Annotated in this window: 22 protein-coding genes and 1 rRNA gene; 1 reads left to right on the plus strand and 22 read right to left on the minus strand. The window is 43.7% G+C overall.

What is annotated here, in order from left to right:
* Positions 1-182: 182 nt before the first annotated feature.
* From purR to metG, 10 genes are all read right to left on the minus strand, one after another.
* On the minus strand, positions 183-1,001 hold the full coding sequence (gene purR / locus E4663_RS19030) for a pur operon repressor (protein WP_079477410.1): 819 nt from the start codon (positions 999-1,001) through the stop codon (positions 183-185).
* A gap of 66 nt (positions 1,002-1,067) precedes the next feature.
* The gene (gene ispE, locus E4663_RS19035; protein ID WP_079477411.1) at positions 1,068-1,928 is read right to left on the minus strand and encodes a 4-(cytidine 5'-diphospho)-2-C-methyl-D-erythritol kinase; all 861 of its coding nucleotides are present in this window, start codon (positions 1,926-1,928) and stop codon (positions 1,068-1,070) included.
* Positions 1,929-2,080: 152 nt separating this feature from the next.
* Positions 2,081-2,254: a small, acid-soluble spore protein, alpha/beta type gene (locus E4663_RS19040; RefSeq protein WP_079477412.1), complete on the minus strand. Its 174-nt coding sequence runs from the start codon at positions 2,252-2,254 to the stop codon at positions 2,081-2,083.
* A gap of 156 nt (positions 2,255-2,410) precedes the next feature.
* Positions 2,411-2,671: a biofilm formation stimulator Veg gene (gene veg / locus E4663_RS19045; protein ID WP_035545428.1), complete on the minus strand. Its 261-nt coding sequence runs from the start codon at positions 2,669-2,671 to the stop codon at positions 2,411-2,413.
* Positions 2,672-2,882: 211 nt separating this feature from the next.
* Positions 2,883-3,758 (minus strand): sporulation peptidase YabG, encoded by an 876-nt coding sequence (gene yabG / locus E4663_RS19050; RefSeq protein WP_079477413.1) that lies wholly within the window; start codon positions 3,756-3,758, stop codon positions 2,883-2,885.
* Positions 3,759-4,145: 387 nt separating this feature from the next.
* Positions 4,146-5,018: a 16S rRNA (adenine(1518)-N(6)/adenine(1519)-N(6))-dimethyltransferase RsmA gene (rsmA, locus tag E4663_RS19055; protein ID WP_135328772.1), complete on the minus strand. Its 873-nt coding sequence runs from the start codon at positions 5,016-5,018 to the stop codon at positions 4,146-4,148.
* Positions 5,011-5,571 (minus strand): ribonuclease M5, encoded by a 561-nt coding sequence (gene rnmV / locus E4663_RS19060; RefSeq protein ID WP_135328773.1) that lies wholly within the window; start codon positions 5,569-5,571, stop codon positions 5,011-5,013. The genes rsmA and rnmV overlap by 8 nt, the downstream gene beginning before the upstream one ends.
* Before the next feature lie 400 nt (positions 5,572-5,971).
* Positions 5,972-7,213, minus strand: a complete 1,242-nt coding sequence (locus tag E4663_RS19065) for a G5 and 3D domain-containing protein (protein ID WP_135328774.1) — start codon at positions 7,211-7,213, stop codon at positions 5,972-5,974.
* Positions 7,214-7,426: 213 nt separating this feature from the next.
* Positions 7,427-8,197 (minus strand): TatD family hydrolase, encoded by a 771-nt coding sequence (locus E4663_RS19070; RefSeq protein WP_079477417.1) that lies wholly within the window; start codon positions 8,195-8,197, stop codon positions 7,427-7,429.
* 58 nt (positions 8,198-8,255) lie between these two features.
* Positions 8,256-10,214: a methionine--tRNA ligase gene (gene metG, locus E4663_RS19075; protein WP_135328775.1), complete on the minus strand. Its 1,959-nt coding sequence runs from the start codon at positions 10,212-10,214 to the stop codon at positions 8,256-8,258.
* A 415-nt stretch (positions 10,215-10,629) separates the two neighbouring features.
* Here metG and E4663_RS19080 point away from each other — a divergent pair, with 415 nt between their 5' ends.
* Positions 10,630-10,908 carry an AbrB/MazE/SpoVT family DNA-binding domain-containing protein gene (locus E4663_RS19080; RefSeq protein WP_079477419.1) on the plus strand — a complete coding sequence of 93 codons (279 nt, stop codon included), beginning with the start codon at positions 10,630-10,632 and terminating at the stop codon, positions 10,906-10,908.
* A 146-nt stretch (positions 10,909-11,054) separates the two neighbouring features.
* Here the strand turns inward: E4663_RS19080 and rsmI are convergent, their stop codons facing one another.
* From rsmI to rrf, 12 genes are all read right to left on the minus strand, one after another.
* Positions 11,055-11,927: a 16S rRNA (cytidine(1402)-2'-O)-methyltransferase gene (gene rsmI / locus E4663_RS19085; protein ID WP_135328776.1), complete on the minus strand. Its 873-nt coding sequence runs from the start codon at positions 11,925-11,927 to the stop codon at positions 11,055-11,057.
* 3 nt (positions 11,928-11,930) lie between these two features.
* On the minus strand, positions 11,931-12,191 hold the full coding sequence (locus E4663_RS19090) for a GIY-YIG nuclease family protein (RefSeq protein WP_135328777.1): 261 nt from the start codon (positions 12,189-12,191) through the stop codon (positions 11,931-11,933).
* Positions 12,181-12,924, minus strand: coding sequence for a tRNA1(Val) (adenine(37)-N6)-methyltransferase (locus E4663_RS19095; protein ID WP_135328783.1), 744 nt, complete (start codon positions 12,922-12,924; stop codon positions 12,181-12,183). The genes E4663_RS19090 and E4663_RS19095 overlap by 11 nt, the downstream gene beginning before the upstream one ends.
* A gap of 185 nt (positions 12,925-13,109) precedes the next feature.
* Entirely contained in the window at positions 13,110-13,463 is a 354-nt protein-coding gene (yabA, locus tag E4663_RS19100; RefSeq protein ID WP_079477423.1) for a DNA replication initiation control protein YabA, read from the minus strand.
* A 16-nt stretch (positions 13,464-13,479) separates the two neighbouring features.
* On the minus strand, positions 13,480-14,307 hold the full coding sequence (locus tag E4663_RS19105) for a PSP1 domain-containing protein (RefSeq protein WP_079477424.1): 828 nt from the start codon (positions 14,305-14,307) through the stop codon (positions 13,480-13,482).
* Positions 14,308-14,314: 7 nt separating this feature from the next.
* A complete protein-coding gene (gene holB, locus E4663_RS19110) occupies positions 14,315-15,301 on the minus strand; it encodes a DNA polymerase III subunit delta' (protein ID WP_079477425.1) in 987 nt (328 codons plus the stop codon).
* 15 nt (positions 15,302-15,316) lie between these two features.
* Entirely contained in the window at positions 15,317-15,754 is a 438-nt protein-coding gene (locus E4663_RS19115) for a YaaR family protein (RefSeq protein ID WP_135328778.1), read from the minus strand.
* 17 nt (positions 15,755-15,771) lie between these two features.
* A complete protein-coding gene (locus E4663_RS19120; protein WP_079477427.1) occupies positions 15,772-16,101 on the minus strand; it encodes a cyclic-di-AMP receptor in 330 nt (109 codons plus the stop codon).
* 30 nt (positions 16,102-16,131) lie between these two features.
* Positions 16,132-16,767 (minus strand): dTMP kinase, encoded by a 636-nt coding sequence (tmk, locus tag E4663_RS19125; protein WP_079477428.1) that lies wholly within the window; start codon positions 16,765-16,767, stop codon positions 16,132-16,134.
* 2 nt (positions 16,768-16,769) lie between these two features.
* Positions 16,770-18,185 (minus strand): aminotransferase class I/II-fold pyridoxal phosphate-dependent enzyme, encoded by a 1,416-nt coding sequence (locus E4663_RS19130; RefSeq protein ID WP_135328779.1) that lies wholly within the window; start codon positions 18,183-18,185, stop codon positions 16,770-16,772.
* Positions 18,186-18,291: 106 nt separating this feature from the next.
* Positions 18,292-18,477, minus strand: coding sequence for a sigma factor G inhibitor Gin (locus E4663_RS19135; protein ID WP_079477430.1), 186 nt, complete (start codon positions 18,475-18,477; stop codon positions 18,292-18,294).
* 255 nt (positions 18,478-18,732) lie between these two features.
* A 5S ribosomal RNA gene (rrf, locus tag E4663_RS19140) occupies positions 18,733-18,846 on the minus strand.
* Between the last annotated feature and the right edge of the window lie 11 nt (positions 18,847-18,857).

Raw genomic sequence — 18,857 nt, forward strand, 5'->3', positions numbered from 1 at the left:
ACTTCAATTCCACAAAACGCCAAATATTCCTGCCTATTTTAATAAAAAAATTTCAATTTGGTTATTTTTTTCATACATTTGATGGAATTCAAAAGTATTATAAGTTCTCAAGGACCGTGAAAATAGGATTGTTAGAAATAAAATAAAAAAAGCTCCTCAAACAATTTTGAGAAGCTTAACCATTATATTTGATTCAATAAATTACCAGGACGCACTTCGATCGTCTGCTTACGATCATCTGAATGGACAATCTGAACGAGCGATAAATAATCCTCGACTACGCGATCTTCATCCTCGTCTTCCGCTTCTGCCAAAACGCCGATTCCTGCAACTTCCGCTTCGAACTCTTTAAGCAGGTTCTTCATTCCGTTGATTGTTCCGCCAGCCTTCATGAAATCATCAATAATGCAAACTCGTGCCCCTTGCTTCAAAGAGCGCTTCGTCAGTACCATTGTTTGGATTTTACGAGTCGAACCGGAAACATAGTTAATACTTACGGTCGAACCTTCCGTGACCTTAGGGTCTCGCCTTGCGATCACGACAGGGACATTCAAGTAAGATGCGACGGCGTAAGCAAGCGGAATACCTTTTGTCGCCACGGTCATGACAGCATCAATTTCTTTATCATGAAAAGCAGAAGCAAAAAGACGGCCGATATTACGGGTCGTTTCCGGATCACCGAGGATATCACTCATGAACAGGTATCCCCCTGGTAATAAACGCTCCGGGTCTTCCAGCTGCTTACAGAGAGACTGTACAAATTCATGACTGTATTCCTTGGAATAAGAAGGAATGTACTTCACCCCTCCGGCCGCTCCCGATATCGTTTCCAAGTAACCAATTCCTTCGTGCTGAAACATTTTATTTATAATCCCTAGATCTTCACTGATCGAGGACTTAGCCGAATCAAACTTCTCAGAGAAAAAGGGAAGAGAGACCAACTCTCTTGGACGATCCAAAATAAAATGTGTCATAGCCACTAAACGTTCACTTCTTTTCAAGATACACACCCCAAAATCCGAATATTTCTCTATAATATATCAGATTTGTACGGTTTTAATCAAGTTTCACTCCCGATAGCCTAACATTCTTACAATATATACTTCTTCACAGAAGCCTTTTAAGCTATTGTATATACGTTGAGCTCGGGCATCTTGTTCGACAAGAGCGAAAACGGTAGGTCCGCTTCCACTCATCAACACAGCATCTGCTCCACCTTGACGCATTTGTTCTTTAATCTGGCCGACTTCTTCATGAAGGTTCAGCGTTACTCCTTCAAGGGTATTGCCAACGTTTTGGCAAATGGAAGCAAAATCCCCTCTGTTCAAAGCATCAATCATCGCTTCCGTGTTCGGATGTTCCGCTTTATCGAGATTCAAGTTCTGATAAACTGTTTGGGTCGATACTCCAATGGTCGGTTTCGCCAAAACAACCCAGCACGGAGGAGGAGCGGGTAGTGCTCTCACTTTCTCTCCTCTCCCTGTAGCATGCGCCGTACCTCCGTATACACAAAACGATACATCCGAGCCTATCTGTGCACCGAGTTCAGCCAATTCATCTATACTTCTATTCAAATCCCATAAACGGTTGAGTCCTCTCAGGACAGCGGCAGCGTCACTGCTTCCTCCAGCAAGACCTGCAGCTACAGGGATGTTCTTCTCAATGAAGATACGCACCCCTTTACGAACGCCATAGTGATCCTTCATCAACTTCGCTGCGCGGTAAGCCAAGTTACGTTCATCATTCGGAACAAAACGGTTTTCCGATTCCACTTTGATCACGTCACGATCCACATAGGTCAGTTCAATGCGATCTGCTAAATCGACCGTCGTCATCACCATTTCCACTTCGTGAAAACCATCGTCCCGTTTATATAACACATCCAGCGATAAATTAATTTTCGCAGAAGCCTTTTCTAACTGTTGCATACGAGCACCTCATCTTTAAAGGTTATCTGCATGCAATTGTATCACATTCTCAGGTGAAAAAGCTTCTCCATCTTTTTTCTGTAGAAGCATGGGTCGGCTAATGGTGCATATAAAAAATGCCCCTTGTTGAATAAACAACAAGAGGCATCCGTTTATTTCCTCATCATCTGTTCTTGAGCCATTTGAACAGCACGCTTCACCATACTCCCGGCTTCGCGTCCTGTTATACCGCCCCAGCCATCGTTCTGTACTTTGTCGTAAAAACCAAGTTCCTTCGCGATCTCTTCCTTCAACGAATCGGACATTATCTGTTTACGACTGCCCATCGTCTTCAGCTCCTTTCGCTTTCACTTGCTACGACATTTCTTAGTATGCTCGAGGGATGTTTTCTTTAACCAGGCATATGTATGTAGCAATGGAAGAGAATTGATGTATGAGAAAAGACCACTTTTGGACAAAATAAAAAAGCAGCAAACGAAGGTTTACTGCTCAAGAGCCATAGTTTGTAAATCGTCGAAGTTTAATTCAACGGTTTCCGTAAGTACATCTGCATAGCTGTAAGATACACGTTCAAAAGCATTTTCTTCTTGGTCAAGTTCAACAATGAACACAGCAGGGTACGTCTCTGCTAAGATTCCTGAGCGTTCGATCGTCTTACGACGTCCACCATTTGCCTTCAGCGTTAAACGTTTACCAATCTGACCTTCTAGGGATTGCTTAATTTCTACTAGCGTTTTAGCCACTACACTCCACCTCACTGATATTAGTGTACCACGACTCCCGGACAAAGTCAAATAAAATTATTAATTATACCAATGTTCATAAATTGATGTCAACATAAACATTTTTAAAAAGCACTTCTCCGTTAGCATATCCATGAAAAGGAAAAATATGTACAATCTAAGAAAATTCGAAAAAAAGAGCTAAAAGCCGCTACTGCTCTTAAGCAGGCGGCTATAGATCATCATATGACTCTTTAGAATATGGTATGCCTATTCTGAGTAATCCTCGGGTTTCCACTCCACCAAGACCAGACTCACCGCTGATGGTGTTCCGAATAACTTCCCACACATTGATGTGGCTCGTAACGGACGTATAAGCGACTCTGGCCGCTACATAGACTGGGTCGATTGCATGGATGTTCACACGTTGTGGAGAGCTCGCAAAGTTCGCACCTGCTCTAATAATGGATTCAAAGTGAGACTGACAAGCACCAGCAAACACGACCATCTGATCGAAATGCGGGTACTTCTGTCGAATCGTTCGAACGGCCTCGACAAAATACTTGGAATGACGATAGGATTCTAAGTCTCGCATGGACCCCTTTGCCTTAGAATAAGAGTCATGTCCGGTGAGGACTACAATTTCAGGATGGACTTTTTCAATCAAAGACATGATTTGAGAGGGCATTTCTTTTTCATGGAGATATTGACCGTGCACTTGAAGACCGAGTTGCTCGTATAAGGCGATGCACTTCTTCAAGAATAGTGGATCACCGTCTACGTGAAGAATACGAGGTGGAATTTGAAAGTAATTGGATTCATTGCTGCTCGAGTATCCATTCCCCGCTTCAGACTCTCTCTTTTCCCTTAGCAAGCGGTAGTCCTGCCTGAACAAGCGGTAAGAATACGACTCTTGTTCATCGACTTTCTCTTTAATGCGATGATACTCAGCACCCGTCACCTTCTGTAAATCCCGTAACTCTGCGTCCGCCTCCAACCGGATATGCTCCCCCATCAGTTTGATAAGCGGACCACCAGTTGATTGCACTCGGAAAATAATGTCATTAGAATATGATTTTCTTGTTACTAGGTCTCCCGTTGATATCATAAATTCCCACCTCACAGAAAGCACTACTTTTAGTGTATGTGGGCTCTCTGGGATTGTGCTTTTTACCACATAAAAAAGCACAAACGCTACTGGCATTTGTGCTTCCAAAGCTGTGGGTGAAGTATGTACACCGGTGCTGTCATTGAAAAATATGAACCGTGGGGTGGAAAATAGGTCGCTTTCCGCGGCGGAGCCTCCCCATTTTCCACCCCACTAATCGTAAAGGTGTTGGAGAAACGGTGAGACTCCTACGGGAACATAGTACAGTCTGAGACCCCGCAACGACCGAAAGGGAGAGAGGAGGCTCAGCGAACGCCCGTGGAAAGCAAATCGTTTCTCCTACACCGGTTCTCTATATTAATAGAATCGACAAAACTTACCCTCAATCTATTTTGAATATAAACGGTTGGCTAGGCGTGCGAACTCCTCCATTGAGAGGGATTCACCGCGACGTTTCGGATCGATTCCAATGTCGTCTAACCGCTCTCTTAACTCCTCTTTTTCGTAAGTCCCTTTAAAGTGACGGGCAAGATTATTCATCAACGTTTTGCGACGCTGTCCAAAAGTGGCTTTCGTTACATCAAAGAAGAAATCCTCATCTTCTACTTGAACAGGTGGCTCTTTCCGCATCTGTAAATGGAGGACAGCAGAATCAACATTAGGTTGTGGTTGAAAGACCGTTTTCGGTACGTTCATTACAACTCTCGCTTCTGTATAATACTGCACGGCAATCGAAAGAGACCCATAGCTTTTCGAGTTCGGACTCGCAGCCATTCGATCCGCCACTTCTTTCTGGATCATGACGGTCAAACTGCTGATCGGAAGTCGAGCCATTAACAGTTTCATTAAGATTGGTGTCGTAATGTAGTATGGCAAATTAGCAACTACATGAACAGGTTGTCCAGGCTGGAACTTCTCTTCTATCACCTGTTGGACATCCGCCTTTAAGATATCCTCGTTAATGATGGAAACATTCCCATATTCCCCCAGTGTATCATCAAGGATCGGCAATAAACGTTGGTCGATTTCAAAGGCGACAACGTCTTTTGCATGGATGGCCAGTTGCTCGGTCAAGGCTCCGATTCCTGGTCCAATTTCAATCGCACCGGCTTTTTTATCGATGCCAGCGTGTTCGATGATGTTCTTCAGTATATTTACATCCACTAAAAAGTTCTGACCTAAGCTCTTCTTAAAGGAAAATCCGTACTTCTTTAATATTTCCCGCGTCTTCGTCGGGGTTGCAATCGCTCTGTTACTCATTTCTTTCCTCCTGAATGATCTGCCTCATCGTTTCATCTAGTTGTTCTGATGAGATTTGGAACATGTTTAAACGGCGCAATAGCTGCTTACCGTTCGTTTTTCCGATGTGTAGGCGGATTCCTAATTGCTCACGGCGTTTCCTCGCCATAGGGCCTCCAATGAGCCCGTAAGCAATCAAGTCGTCTTTTGTAATAGTTTCCTTCCAATCTTCCGTTAATTCATAAACAGAAGACAAAGCTTCTCGAATATCCTCGACCGAAGCGTGTTCAATCCCGATGCCTTTGTCCTGTTTAGCACGGGCCAAGTGCTTCGGTAAAAAGGCATGCTTGCAGTGAGGGACGTATTGAGAAACGATATGGCGGATTCGTTCGCCAGGATAGTCGGGGTCTGTAAAAATAATGACGCCCCTCTTTTGCTGGGCATGAAGAATCTGTTCAAGAACCGGCTCATCTACTGCTGAACCATTCGTCTCGATCGTATCCGCATCAACCGCTTCGCGTATTCGGGCTGTATCATCTTTCCCTTCAACGACAATGATTTCCTTGATTCTCAATATCTCTTCCCCCTGTATTCACGCACGTTTATCCACTCCTAGCATACCACGAATCCAATACTCGCGACACTCTCCCCCATAACCAAAAAAAGCCGGGACCTTCACACTCCTATTGTTTCTATTAACACTATTGAAAAGGATAAAGGTTCTAATAAACGATAAATTTTTTGTAAAGAGGTTCAGTTTGTTTATCACTAAGGGTTTGGATAAACAGAGAGACTCCTACGGGATCATAGTGCAGCGTGAGACCCCACAACGATCGAACGGGAGTGAGGAGGCTCACCGGACGCCCGTGGAAAGCAAGCTGTTTCTCCAACACCGCCACAGAGACCAGTGAAGAACCGACAGCGATATTCTGAAAATCTAAAAAGAGCAGGGAACTTGCATCCCTGCTCTTTCATTAATCTAGAATTTTAACTTTTACGTTTCGTCGACCGAAACTTAGAGCCTTGCTCTGAGATGAAACGTGAAGGTCGATACGGTTTCCGTTAATCGCGCCACCAGTATCCCCTGCAACAGCATATCCATAGCCTTCCACCCAGACGCGTGTTCCCAGGGGAATAACACTTGGGTCAACGGCAATAACTTTCGCATTCGGATTGGCATTCAAGTTAATGCCAGTAGCTGTAACGCCCGAGCAGCCTGAACAACTAGCTGTGTAGGCTGTGGCGTGCATATATAAAGTCTTCGAGCTACTTGTGTTTCCACGAGAAACAGTGGTCGCACTATTTGAGCTGCTTGAACTGCTTGAACTGTTTGATGCTGAACGTGTTGGTTGGGATACCTTCGTTCCAACCGCTACGATTTTTTTCTTACTTTCTTTCTCGACCGTCTCTTCTACTAACTCACGGCTTGCTTCTTCACCGTTCTTTAAGATCACTTCGTATTCCTTTGTAACGAGACCTTCTTCGCCAGAGGATACTACTTTCTCTTTCCCTTTAGCCATAGAATCATCATTACGTGTTTCGACGGTGAACCCTATTTCTTCCTCCACGATGTCTGTCACTTTTTCCACTCGAGTAAGTGTTACTTTCGTGTCAGGTTTTAAAGCGTCTTTTTTGGCTGGCTTTATTTCATCCAGTTTGTTGAGCTCTACATCTTGATTCTTTAGGAATTCACCGACAGTGGAAGCCGTCGTCCATACTTTCTCTTTCTCGCCACCTTCATCAAAAGCGACTTGGAAAGCATGATCGATGTGAATGTCCATCCCGTTCTCCACTTGCGCGCTCGCTTCATGGGACAAGTCGTCACGTTCTTTCACATCAACATTCTCTTCTTCTAGAAATTCTCCGACCGTCTTGGCGGTCGTAAAATAAGACTTCGATTTTTTATCGTCTACTGCAAGATTTATAGATTTAGATGGTATGTACGTAACATCCATTCCAAAAGTTATAGGTTCAGATAGCTCATGCGAGAGTTCATCATGCGCTTCTACTTCGACGCCAAGGTCAGTGAGTAACTCGCCAACCGTATCGGCGTGTGTGCGGACAAGCTCTGTCTGCCCATTTTCCGTTACTTGAACAGAGGCTTTCGTTGCTTGATACGAAACGGTTAATAAAAAGGCGATGCTCGCAACAGAAATTATAGAAATCCACAATGCTGCATTACTGAATACAGATTGCACCTTATTCTTTTTATCCATTCTGCCGCCTCCTTTCTTTAACACTCGTTCCATTCTAGTCATCGCGATACTTGATGTCAATAAAAGCCCCTTAACATGGAAAAAGGAGCCAGCACCTTTTTCGCTGACTCCTCCATTATGCCTTTTCGCCTACGTGATTAACATAACAAACATGTTACAATTCCCATACATTTTCACCCTTGATTTGTAACATTAGGACGAAAGTACGTATGATTAGGACGAAACTCCAAAGAATTTGAGTGCATTCCGGGTGGTGATCTCGCTTACCTCTTCATAAGAAATTCCTTTTAACTCAGCAATTTGTTCTGCTACGAGAGAAACATAGGCTGGTTCGTTTCGCTTACCTCTATTCGGGTGTGGAGCTAGGAACGGGCAATCCGTCTCGACCAACATATGCTCAAGGTCTATTTCTTTCGCTACTTCTTTTGGAAGCTTGGCATTCTTGAATGTTACAGGTCCACCGAGAGAAATCATGAAATTCATCTCGATGCATTCCTTTGCAATTTCAGGAGGGCCACTGTAACAGTGCATGATGCCGCCAACTTCTGCTGCATTCTCTTCACGCAGGATCTCCACAATATCCTCTGTCGCTTCACGGTTGTGAATGATGATTGGCATGTTCACCTTTTTGGCAAGGGCGATTTGTTTACGGAATACTTCTTTTTGCACTTCCACCGGTGATTTGTCCCAGTGATAATCCAGCCCCATCTCCCCGATAGCAACCACTTTAGGATGAGAGGACAATTCTTCGATCCAGTTCAAATCTTCTTCCGTCATATCTATAGCGTCAACGGGGTGCCAACCGACCGCTGCATAAATGTGGTCATTGTCCTCGGCAATTTGAATGGCTTTCGGAATGGTTTTTCGGTCAAAGCCCACAACTGTCATGTACCGGACACCCGCTTCGTGAGCCCGTGCGATCGTTTCTTGCAAATCGTCCTCGAATTGATCGGCATTCAAATGTACGTGCGTATCAAATAGCATCTGTTATCCACCTTTCCGATTCAAAACAAAAGGGAAGCCTGCGCCTCCCTTTTGAAAATTATTTCACTTTTGTTCCATTGGTCATCGTTTGATCGATGGAAGCTAAAGCAAGCTTACCATTCTCATCTTCTCCAGCTAAAATCATACCTTGAGAAAGTTCGCCACGAAGTTTTACTGGTTTCAAGTTTGTAATGCAGATCACTTTACGCCCTTCTAATTCCTCTAAGGAATAATGTTCAGCGATGCCTGAAACTACTTGACGCTCTTCATAGCCAAGGTCCAACTGGATTTTCAATAGCTTATCCGCTTTCTTCACCTTTTCGACCTTCGTGATTTCCGCTACTCGGAAATCGAGCTTCGTGAAGTCATCAATCGTAACTTCTTCGACTTGCTCCGGCTTTTCCGGTTTCTTTTCTTCCTTTTTCGGTTCCGGTTTTTTCATCATGTCTTTGATGATTTGTGTCTCTTCTTCTGCATCTAAGCGAGGGAAGATCGGATCGTCTTTTTGAACAGTTGTCTCTGCTCCAATCGCTCCGAATTCTCCGAGACTGTTCCAAGTCTTCAGTGCATCATCTTGTACACCGAGTTGTTTGAAAATACGCTCTGGTGTCTGCGTCAAGAATGGCTGCAGCATCACCGCGATGTGTCGCAAGGACTCTGCCAGGTGTGCCATCACATTGCCAAGACGTTCTTTCTTCGCTTCATCTTTAGCAAGCACCCATGGTTGTGTTTCATCAATATATTTGTTTGTACGGCTTACGAACTTCCATAAGTCTGCAAGCGCTACGGAGAACTCCATGTTTTCAAGGTTGTTCTCAACAGATAGACGCGTTTCCTGTGCGAGCTTCTCTAAATCTTGATCGAATTCATCTTCCCCAAGCGTAAGTGCAGGAATGTTTCCATCAAAGTATTTGCTGATCATCGCTACCGTACGATTCAACAAATTACCAAGGTCATTAGCTAAGTCATAGTTCGTACGTTCAACGAATGCTTCTGGTGTGAATACCCCGTCGCTTCCGAATGGTACTTCACGAAGAAGGTAGTAACGAAGCGCATCCAGGCCATAACGGTCACTTAGTTGTACCGGATCCACCACGTTCCCTTTCGATTTCGACATTTTACCGTCTTTCATCAAAATCCAACCGTGGGCAAAGACTTGTTTCGGAAGAGGCAGATCAAGTGCCATCAACATGATTGGCCAGTAAATCGTATGGAAACGAACGATTTCTTTTCCGACAAGCTGGACATCTGCCGGCCAGAATTTCTGGTATTTCGTATCATCATCCGAATCATACCCTAACGCTGTAATGTAGTTACTTAGTGCATCAATCCATACATAAATAACGTGCTTTTCATTGCCGGGAACGCCGATACCCCAATCGAAGGTCGTACGTGAAACAGCTAGGTCTTCAAGTCCTGGTTTGATGAAGTTGTTGATCATTTCGTTCTTGCGGCTTTCAGGTTGAATGAAAGTCGGATTCTTTTCGTAGAAATCCAAAAGCTGATCAACGTAATTGCTCATCTTGAAGAAATAGGATTCTTCTTTAACCTTCTCGACAGGACCGCCGCAATCCGGACAATGTCCGTCGTCTAATTGGCGCTCGGTGAAGAAGGATTCACAAGATGTACAGTACCAACCTTCATATTCATCTAAATAGATGTCGCCTTTTTTCATTAAGTAATCAAAGATCTTCGCTACGACCTTTTTGTGACGATCTTGCGTTGTACGAATGAAATCGTCATAGGAAATATCAAGCTTATCCCAAAGCTGTTTAATACCACTTACGATCTCATCGACGTATTCTTGTGGTTGTACGCCTTTCTCATCCGCTTTTTTCTGGATTTTCTGACCGTGTTCGTCCGTTCCAGTCAGATACATGACCTCATACCCCTGAAGTCGTTTATATCGAGCCATAGCGTCACCAGCTACTGTCGTATAGGCATGTCCGATGTGCAGGTTACCGCTAGGATAATAAATCGGTGTTGTGATGTAAAAGGTATTCTTTTCCTCTGGCATCATGTTCCCTCCTCAAAAAATCTAAGCACGTATTGGCTTTTAAGCTTATTGTTTCATTCTATCGATTTATCTACTTTATTTCCATTCCTAACATTAAAATATACCGAATTTCCAGTAAAACTGTCAAAAATAACACAATACCATATTTCACATTTGTAAAGACTCTGGTAAAATAAGATGTAAAAGATAGATGGTTAAATCAACCATTTTTGGTATAGACAATTTTATTCCGCTTCCCTAAATAGGTCTGTTTGTTGCATTATTCAGTAATTTCGAATACCCTGGTTGGTATGAAAATCTGGAAACAGTTTTTAGCTTATAAGGAATTGACTTGTCTGGGAATGGTTGGTACTATTATGTCGAGACATATGTCGAAAGATGACGAAAAAACTTTTGATTGAGGGGAGACAGAATAATGAAATCTACAGGTATTGTACGTAAAGTTGACGAACTAGGTCGGGTGGTGATTCCGATTGAACTTCGTCGTACTCTTGGAATCAATGAAAAAGACGCTTTGGAAATCTACGTGGACGATGATCGCATCGTGCTTAAGAAGTACAAGCCGAACATGACTTGCCATGTGACTGGGGAAGTTTCTGATGACAATATGAAACTTGCAAATGGTAACCTTGTACTAAGCAAAGAAGGCGCAGAAAAGCTGCTTTCAGAGATTCAAACTAACCTAAACAAATAATAAAACCATAGAAACAGATAAAGAATTTTTTTGAGACGATAGGTTAAAAGACGACTAAAAAAATAGACATATGTTATAGAAAAACCCCTTACTGGTACAGGCCTGCAGTAAGGGGTTTTTTATGTCAGCTAGAAGTTAAAGAAATCTTAATCGACGTGATAAGTTTGGTACACGTCTCGCTTCTGCAGCTTCCGATCAACCGCAACTTGCTTGATTGCATCCTTGCTTCTCATGCCCTCTTTTTCAATGTAGTGCTCAACGTGTTCGACAATAGAAAGGTCCGACCACCAAATATCGTTCGCATCCTCTTCCTCCCCGGACGCTCCTTCGATGATCACACAAAATTCCCCGCGGACATGCTCTTCTGTAGCCCAGTCGATAAGCTCTACTAACGTGCCACGGACATATTCTTCATACCGCTTCGTTAATTCTCGAGCAAGCGTCGCTTCCCGGTCGCCTAAAATCTCTTCTGTATGAGTAAGCATCTCCTTCAATCTGTGGGGCGACTCGTAGAAAATCAAGGTTGCCTTCAGACGCTTCAATTCGTTCAACTGTTCTGCCCGGTCTTTCTTTTTTCGTGGCAAAAAGCCACAAAATTGAAATTGTTCTGTTGATAACCCAGAGCCAGCTAGAGCAGGAAGTGCGGCATTCGCACCCGGTAAAACAACGACAGGAACATCTGCTTCTACAGCCAGTGCTACTAAATCAGCACCAGGATCCGAAATAGCCGGCATTCCAGCATCACTCACTACAGCAATCGATTGTCCTTCCTGCATTAATTCGACGAGATGAGGGCCTTTTGAATGTTTGTTATGTTCGTGATAACTCACTAATCCAGTCTGTATCTCAAAGTGGTTCAATAATTTTTTTGTATTCCGCGTATCCTCTGCGGCGATGGAATTCACGTCACGAAGCGTTTGAACCGCACGATACGTCATGTCTTCCAAGTTGCCGATGGGAGTAGGGACGACATACAGCGTCCCAAGCGTTGTATCCGAAAAACTTTTTTGGACCTTCACTTTCTAAAAACCTCCTTGTTCTTTCACGTAACGCTCTTTCTGGGTCCGAGACAGCCGTTTAATACGGTATTCCGTCTGCATCGCTTCCCTCTTCGTCTCAAATGTCTGCACCAATTCTATTACAAACGGACCTCGTCCTCTTGTGTATTTTGCCCCTTTGCCTGATTCATGCATCTTCAGCCGGTTCTCGAAATCATTCGTATAGCCGGTGTAAAACGTATTATCCTTACACCTTAACATGTAGACATAATGCTCATCCGCCATAAAGTATCTTCCTTAGTTCCGGTGTGTAATCACCAGAATCGGTCAGTGCATAGAGGGGTGGTAGAACATCAAGACCAGGGTTACCATCTCTCGTTCCTTCAATTAACAGTATATTGGCCTCTTTTCCCTTTTTCGGATAGACGAGCCTCATCCGCTTCGGTTCCAATTTATACTTGCGGAATAACGTCAAGATATCCACCAGCCGCTCCGGGCGGTGAACCATCGATACCTTGCCGCCTGACTTAGCAAGCTTACTGCACGATTCAATCACTTCCTCGAGGTTACAATGGATCTCGTGTCTTGCAATCGCCAGATGTTCATTTAGGTTCTTCTGATCTTGCTTCGGAGTAGGGAAATAAGGAGGGTTACATGTTACGAGATCGAACTTATCGTTTCCGTAATACCCTGGCATATCTCTCAAGTCCCCGTGAATCATCGACAACTGGTCGCCAAGTTCATTCAGCTCGATATTCCTAAGTGCCATATCATAGAGTCTCTCTTGAATTTCCACCCCTGTAATCGGAACGTTCGAGCGTGTCGTTAAAAAGAGCGGAATCACACCGTTCCCTGTACACAGATCTAGAATTTTCCCTCTTGTTTTCGGTACATACGTAAAATCCGCTAATAGTACCGCATCTAGGGAAAATGCGAAGACACTTTCACTTTGGATAATTCTCATATTCTCCTCTGCAAGCAAAAAATCGATTCGTTCATCACCATACAATTGCACCATCTTGTTTGTTCCTTTCTTATATCTGTATAACAATAATTTTCAATTCAATCTATCTACTCTTTCCTATAATCAAGGACAAGTACGGAGTCTTCCATCTTTTAATAGCATAAGAGTTCGTCAACTTTGACGCAAATATAAAAAAAGAAAGCCCTCCCTTTATTACAAGGAAAGGCTTGGACACGGGATTATTTTTGTTTATTTAAAAACGAAAGGCAGAATAGGCAGTCTTCATCTCTTGGGCTGCCGAAGTGCAAATTACAAATATGAAAGCCTTCTTCATAAAGGCGAGCCAAGTTATCGTAGCCTTCACCTACTACAGCGCCACGATCCTGCTTGGAATCGCGCGAAGAAGTGGATGATTGATTCTCTTCGTTTTCTTGATCTAAACGTTGTCGTAAATGATGATTTTCAAGCGATAAGTGCTGATTCTCTTCTAATAAATAGGCAAGCTGCTTTTTTAAATCGCCGAGCTGTTCATATAATTCACCGATTTGGCTCTCTAAGTGGGATACTTGTTCAAAAATGGCTTTCTTCTTCACGCTTGACTCCACCTTTTTATTCTGAAGCTTCGGTTTGGAGGACTCCTTCGTCGATCAATTCTTGTAAGGAGTACTCAAGGACACGCTCTTTATCACGGAATTCGACCTGGACCATTCTTTCTAGCATGTTCAGTCCAACGACTTTTCCTTTTCCAAATGACGTGGCGATACTTTCCCCAAGATCAGGTAGCTCTTTCTTAGCTGCTTCGTAGTCATCGTTCTCATACTTGAGACAGCACATAAGACGTCCACACAAACCGGAGATTTTGGCAGGGTTCAAGGAAAGGTTCTGATCCTTAGCCATCTTAATCGATACCGGTTCAAAATCACCTAGGAATGTGGAGCAGCAGAGCATACGACCGCACGGACCAATTCCACCTAACATCTTAGCTTCGTCCCGAACCCCGATTTGACGGAGCTCAATGCGTGTTTTAAAAACAGAAGCTAAGTCTTTCACTAATGTTCGAAAATCGACTCGACCATCAGCTGTAAAATAAAAGATCACTTTATTGCGATCAAATGTGTATTCGACATCAACAAGGTTCATGTCCAATTTATGTTCACGAATTTTCTTCTCACAAACGCGGTATGCTTCAGAAGCGTTGTCTTTGTTTTCATCCACCGTGACCTTATCTTTGTCGTCGGCCATACGGATAACTTTTTTGAGAGGTAGTACGACGTCCTCTTCATCTACGGATTTATTAGCAATGACAACTTTCCCGAATTCAATCCCACGAACTGTTTCGACGATGACATAGTCTTCTGTCGTCATCTTCAATCCGCCGGGATCAAAATAATAAATTTTCCCCGCCTGTTTAAATCGGACACCTACAACTTCGATCATACGGTAATCACCTCTGTAGTTGAAGGGTAAGTTGTTCCATCACTAAGTTCGGATGGACATTCTGATTTATCTTTCGCTTCGCCTCTAATATCTTAGACAAACAGTGAGCTGCAGATTGACGTGACCACTTCATGGCAGCTTGGCTCACTCTTTCTTTTTCTGTGATAAACACCATTGCATCATCCCGGTCCAAATAGTCATTAATCACATCTTGGAACCAAAGCATGAGTACGTCCAGTCCTCGCTGCATCTGTGTTCGTTCTTTGAAATGAGGCATCCACTGATGGTTGATAAATAAAAGTCCTTCGTTTGGTTTATTTTGAAGCACTTCAATTAATTGTATCACTAATTTTCGCACATTAGCAAACCACTCATCCTCGTTCATCTCAAGCGCCTCAGACAAGTTATTCGTCAAAGCGGCCAACAATTTGGCATTCGACTGGGAAACGCCTTCTTCTACCAAACGCTTCTCTACACGGGCAGGATTCAGAGGTTGGAATGCGAGCAGCTGACACCTCGAGCGAATGGTGTCCAACATCGTCTGACCGCTCTCGGTCAATAGCATAGCCGTTGTCTGTTTGCTCGGTTCTTCTAAGAACTTCAAAAGCCTATTCGACGCATTCGTCGTCATCTTATCCGCATCGACTACGATATATACTTTACGATTCGACTCAAGACCTGTATAAGTAAATTCCTTCTGTAAATGCAGGATCTGCTCTTTCTTGATGGACTGCCCGTCCGGCTCTACCCAATGCAGGTCCGGATGGTTTCCTGAATCAATCCGTTTGCATTCACGACAGTTTTGACAAGGCTCTGCCCCTTCCCGGTTTGGACAGAAGATTGCTTTAGCAAACAAGGCAGCCATATCTTTCTTTCCCGTTCCGCGGCTTCCTTGGAATAAATAGGCGTGTGATATGCGATTTTTTTTAAAGCTGTTCATGAGCATCTGAGCAGCAAGAGGCTGCAACTCTTTCATCTCGTTCCATGTCTGCATGGTTCGTTTCCGTCCTTACGTATATATATTGATGAGTAGTCCTTTAATTTCACCGATGATCCCTAGTAGATCAATCGATCCCTTCTCCTGATCCATTACTGCATCGGTAAGCTCTGCTAATTTCTCATCAACAGATTCGACAATCGTAAGCTTTCGTGTCTGTCCATGAGGGCTGAAGCTACGGGAATGTTTTAAGTTCATTCCATACTGGACGGACTCTTTCATGAAATCTTTGATCAACCGTTTATATTTTGCCAGATCACGAAAAGAGCGGAACCTTGCAACCCGTTCCCCTTGCGTCGTAATCTTAGACATAAGCTGATTCAACTGGGCTTGCTGCATTTGACGGGATTGCGACTGAACAAGTGTATCAAAGCTTTGCTTCCCTTTAGTATGTTGAGGCAGCTTCTGTGTCGCTTCCACTTGAGTGCGCATGTCCTGACTAATTTTCATAGGGAATCTCCTTTATATTAGAACTGGAAAAAAGAATCCACAGGTAAAATGAAGACTGTCGCTCCGCCCACTTCTACTTTGACAGGCTTTGGAATATAGGAATCTGCATTCCCGCCCATTGGGGAAATCGGTGCAATCATCTGTTCACGCTGACTGCAGTTATCTTTGATCACCTGCAATACATCATCGACTTGGTCATCTTCACAACCAATCATGAAAGTAGTGTTCCCCTCTCTCAAGAAACCACCTGTCGTCGATAGCTTCGTTGTTTTAAAATCGTTCTCGGCTAAAGCATCCGTCAAACGATTGCTATCCTTATCTTGTACAACAGCTACAATCATTTTCATGGAGTAAATCCTCCTCGTATTTTTATCCTATTATAACATCCTGGTCGGTAGATGGGGCTTAATCGTTCTGTAAGCTGACTCCACCACTTTATCGATCGATGGTGTGGCATCAATGACTTGAATCCGGTCATATCGCTCCACCAACTGTTGATAAGCCTCATACACTTTTTCATGAAAATCAAGCTTCTCTAGATCCAGGCGGTTTTGCTCTCTGCCTTTATTCGCCTCAATACGCGCAAGTCCTTCTTCTGGTTTAATATCGAAGAACAGCGTCATATCTGGCATGCGATTTTCTATAGCAAACTCATTTATTTTATATACATCGTCCATCCCTAGCCCACGTGCATGTCCTTGATAGGCTAAGCTCGAGTCGATAAATCGATCACACAATACGATCATGCCCTCTTCAAGAGCTGGAATGACTTTCTCGACCAAGTGCTGCCTTCTAGCGGCAGCGTACAATAATGCTTCCGTACGGCCATCCATCGCTGTGTGAGACGGTTCTAAGATGACGTGGCGGATTTTTTCAGCAATTTCAATTCCTCCAGGCTCACGCGTTTCCAAAACCGGATATCCTTCTTCTTTCAGTTGCTGGCCGACTTCTCGTAATACCGAACTTTTGCCGGCCCCTTCGCCACCTTCAAACGTTACAAACAATCCTGTCACTTTCATTCTCCTTTAAACACTCGTATCCCCGTTTCAATCGCTTCATTTTGAAACCTAGCGCCTTGGCCTATAAGGGCTTCAATATAGCAGATCTGCGATTCAGTCATTCGTTCTCCCTTCAAGACAACAGCAATCCCCGGAGGATATGGAAGTATCGCCTCTGCTGCAATTCTCCCAGCTGCTTCCGACCAATGTACCCATTCCACTGGGGTTTCCTGCATACTTGAAAAACTCATCTCCAACGACTGAACAACGGGAAGCCGTGGTTGATCTACCTTTATTGTAGCATGCTTAGACTTGTTTTTTAATCTCCAATCCAGCAGCTCAAGCCTCTGTTTTAATTCATTGAGATCAAAGGCAGTCCCCAATCCGAATGTGAGCAACACTTGAGAACTTGTAGCAAGCTCAGGGTAGAGATGAACCTCCTCTAATACCTCGGCGATTTCAAAACCATTCCCCTCTACCTCCAGTGTTGCCTTAAGTGGATCATCCTTATCCGTCACAGGTAGGAGTCGCCAGTGATCATAAGTCTCTAACACTGTCCGTATATCTTGTATAAAATGAAGAGCGTCCTCTTTTTCCTTTACCGTCATAGTGGCCAAGAAGTACCTAGCTAGATCCAAACTGGCCATCAGCGGATAAGATGGGCTACTCGACTGGAGCATTTGTAAGTAATGCTTGAGTTTTCTAAGGTCGACTCTTTCTGTCCCTCTATGTAAAAAGGAAGCCATCGTCATAGCAGGGGCCATTTTATGAGCAGATTGCACGACAACATCCGCCCCTGACTCAAGTGCTGGCTTCGGAAAAGGCGCACCTAACTGAAAATGGACGCCATGAGCTTCATCAATTAACAGCGGTAGACCATAACGATGTACCACATCGGCAATTTCATCTAAGCGATACGCTCTACCAAAGTAATCAGGGTAGGTTAGGAGCACCCCTTTGGCAGATGGATAAAGCTGCAACGCTTCTTCTATTACCTCTCTCGTTATAGAGCTATAACGCCCTGTCTCCTCTTCCCACTCCGGAGCGATAAACACAGGTTCAGCACCAGCAAGCTCTAATCCATTCAACACAGACTTATGGCAATTACGCTGGACAATTAAACGGTCCCCTCTCTCACAAGTAGACAGCACCATCGCTAAATTCCCCACTGTCGAACCATTAATAAGGAAGAATGATTCATTGCTGCCAAAATAATCGGAAGTGAGTTGCTCTGCTTCCTTTATAATGCCCTCTGGAGCGTGCAAATCATCCAAACCGGCAATTTCCGTAGCATCGATCTTCAAAATGCCTTTGAAAACATCCGTCTCCGGAAACACTCGACCACTTTTATGTCCAGGGACATGAAAAGAGATAGGGTCCTTCTCTTGGTGTTCAATCAACGCTTCATAGATGGGTTTCCTGTTTTGGTCCATAACACACCTTCTTTCCTCTACCTCTGATTGTACAATGAGGTCTCTATTGAAAACAAAAAAAGCAGCCCCTTATGGAACTACTTTTTCATAGCTGCTAAGCCGTAAATCAGGATACGATCATAGATTGATGGTGTGCCTTCGACATTTGATCCACGAAGAATTGATACTTAGGGTCTTCTACCGGCGTGTTGACCATTTCTTGTTCACATTCGTGACATAGAAACACATTTAACACATAGATCCCTTTGCTCGTTCGTTTGGAACAAACACTACAGCAACTTTGCTCTCTCATTCTATTTCCCTCCCCAGATGGCTTTCTTATAAACTAGTTTGTCCCAATCTATGAATGTTATACTTTCTTTTTTATGAAACTTTCAACAATCGGGAAGAAGTATAGTAGATATACTGTCACTCTTTGCGATTCCAATAAAAAACATCATGATTCTACTGCTGCGAGGCGATAAAGTGGATTTTGTATTACCATCATGTAAGCTGTATCCATACGAAAAACCCCTTAGAGGAATTCCTCTAAGGGGTTTCATAATTGACGTGGCGGCGTCCTACTCTCACGGGGGTAAACCCGACTACCATCGGCGCTGAAGAGCTTAACTGCTGTGTTCGGCATGGGAACAGGTGTGACCTCTTCGCCTTCACCACCACATCATTATAAGG

Source organism: Halobacillus salinus, from assembly GCF_004684905.1.
GTDB classification, from domain to species: Bacteria; Bacillota; Bacilli; order Bacillales; family Halobacillaceae; genus Halobacillus; species Halobacillus salinus.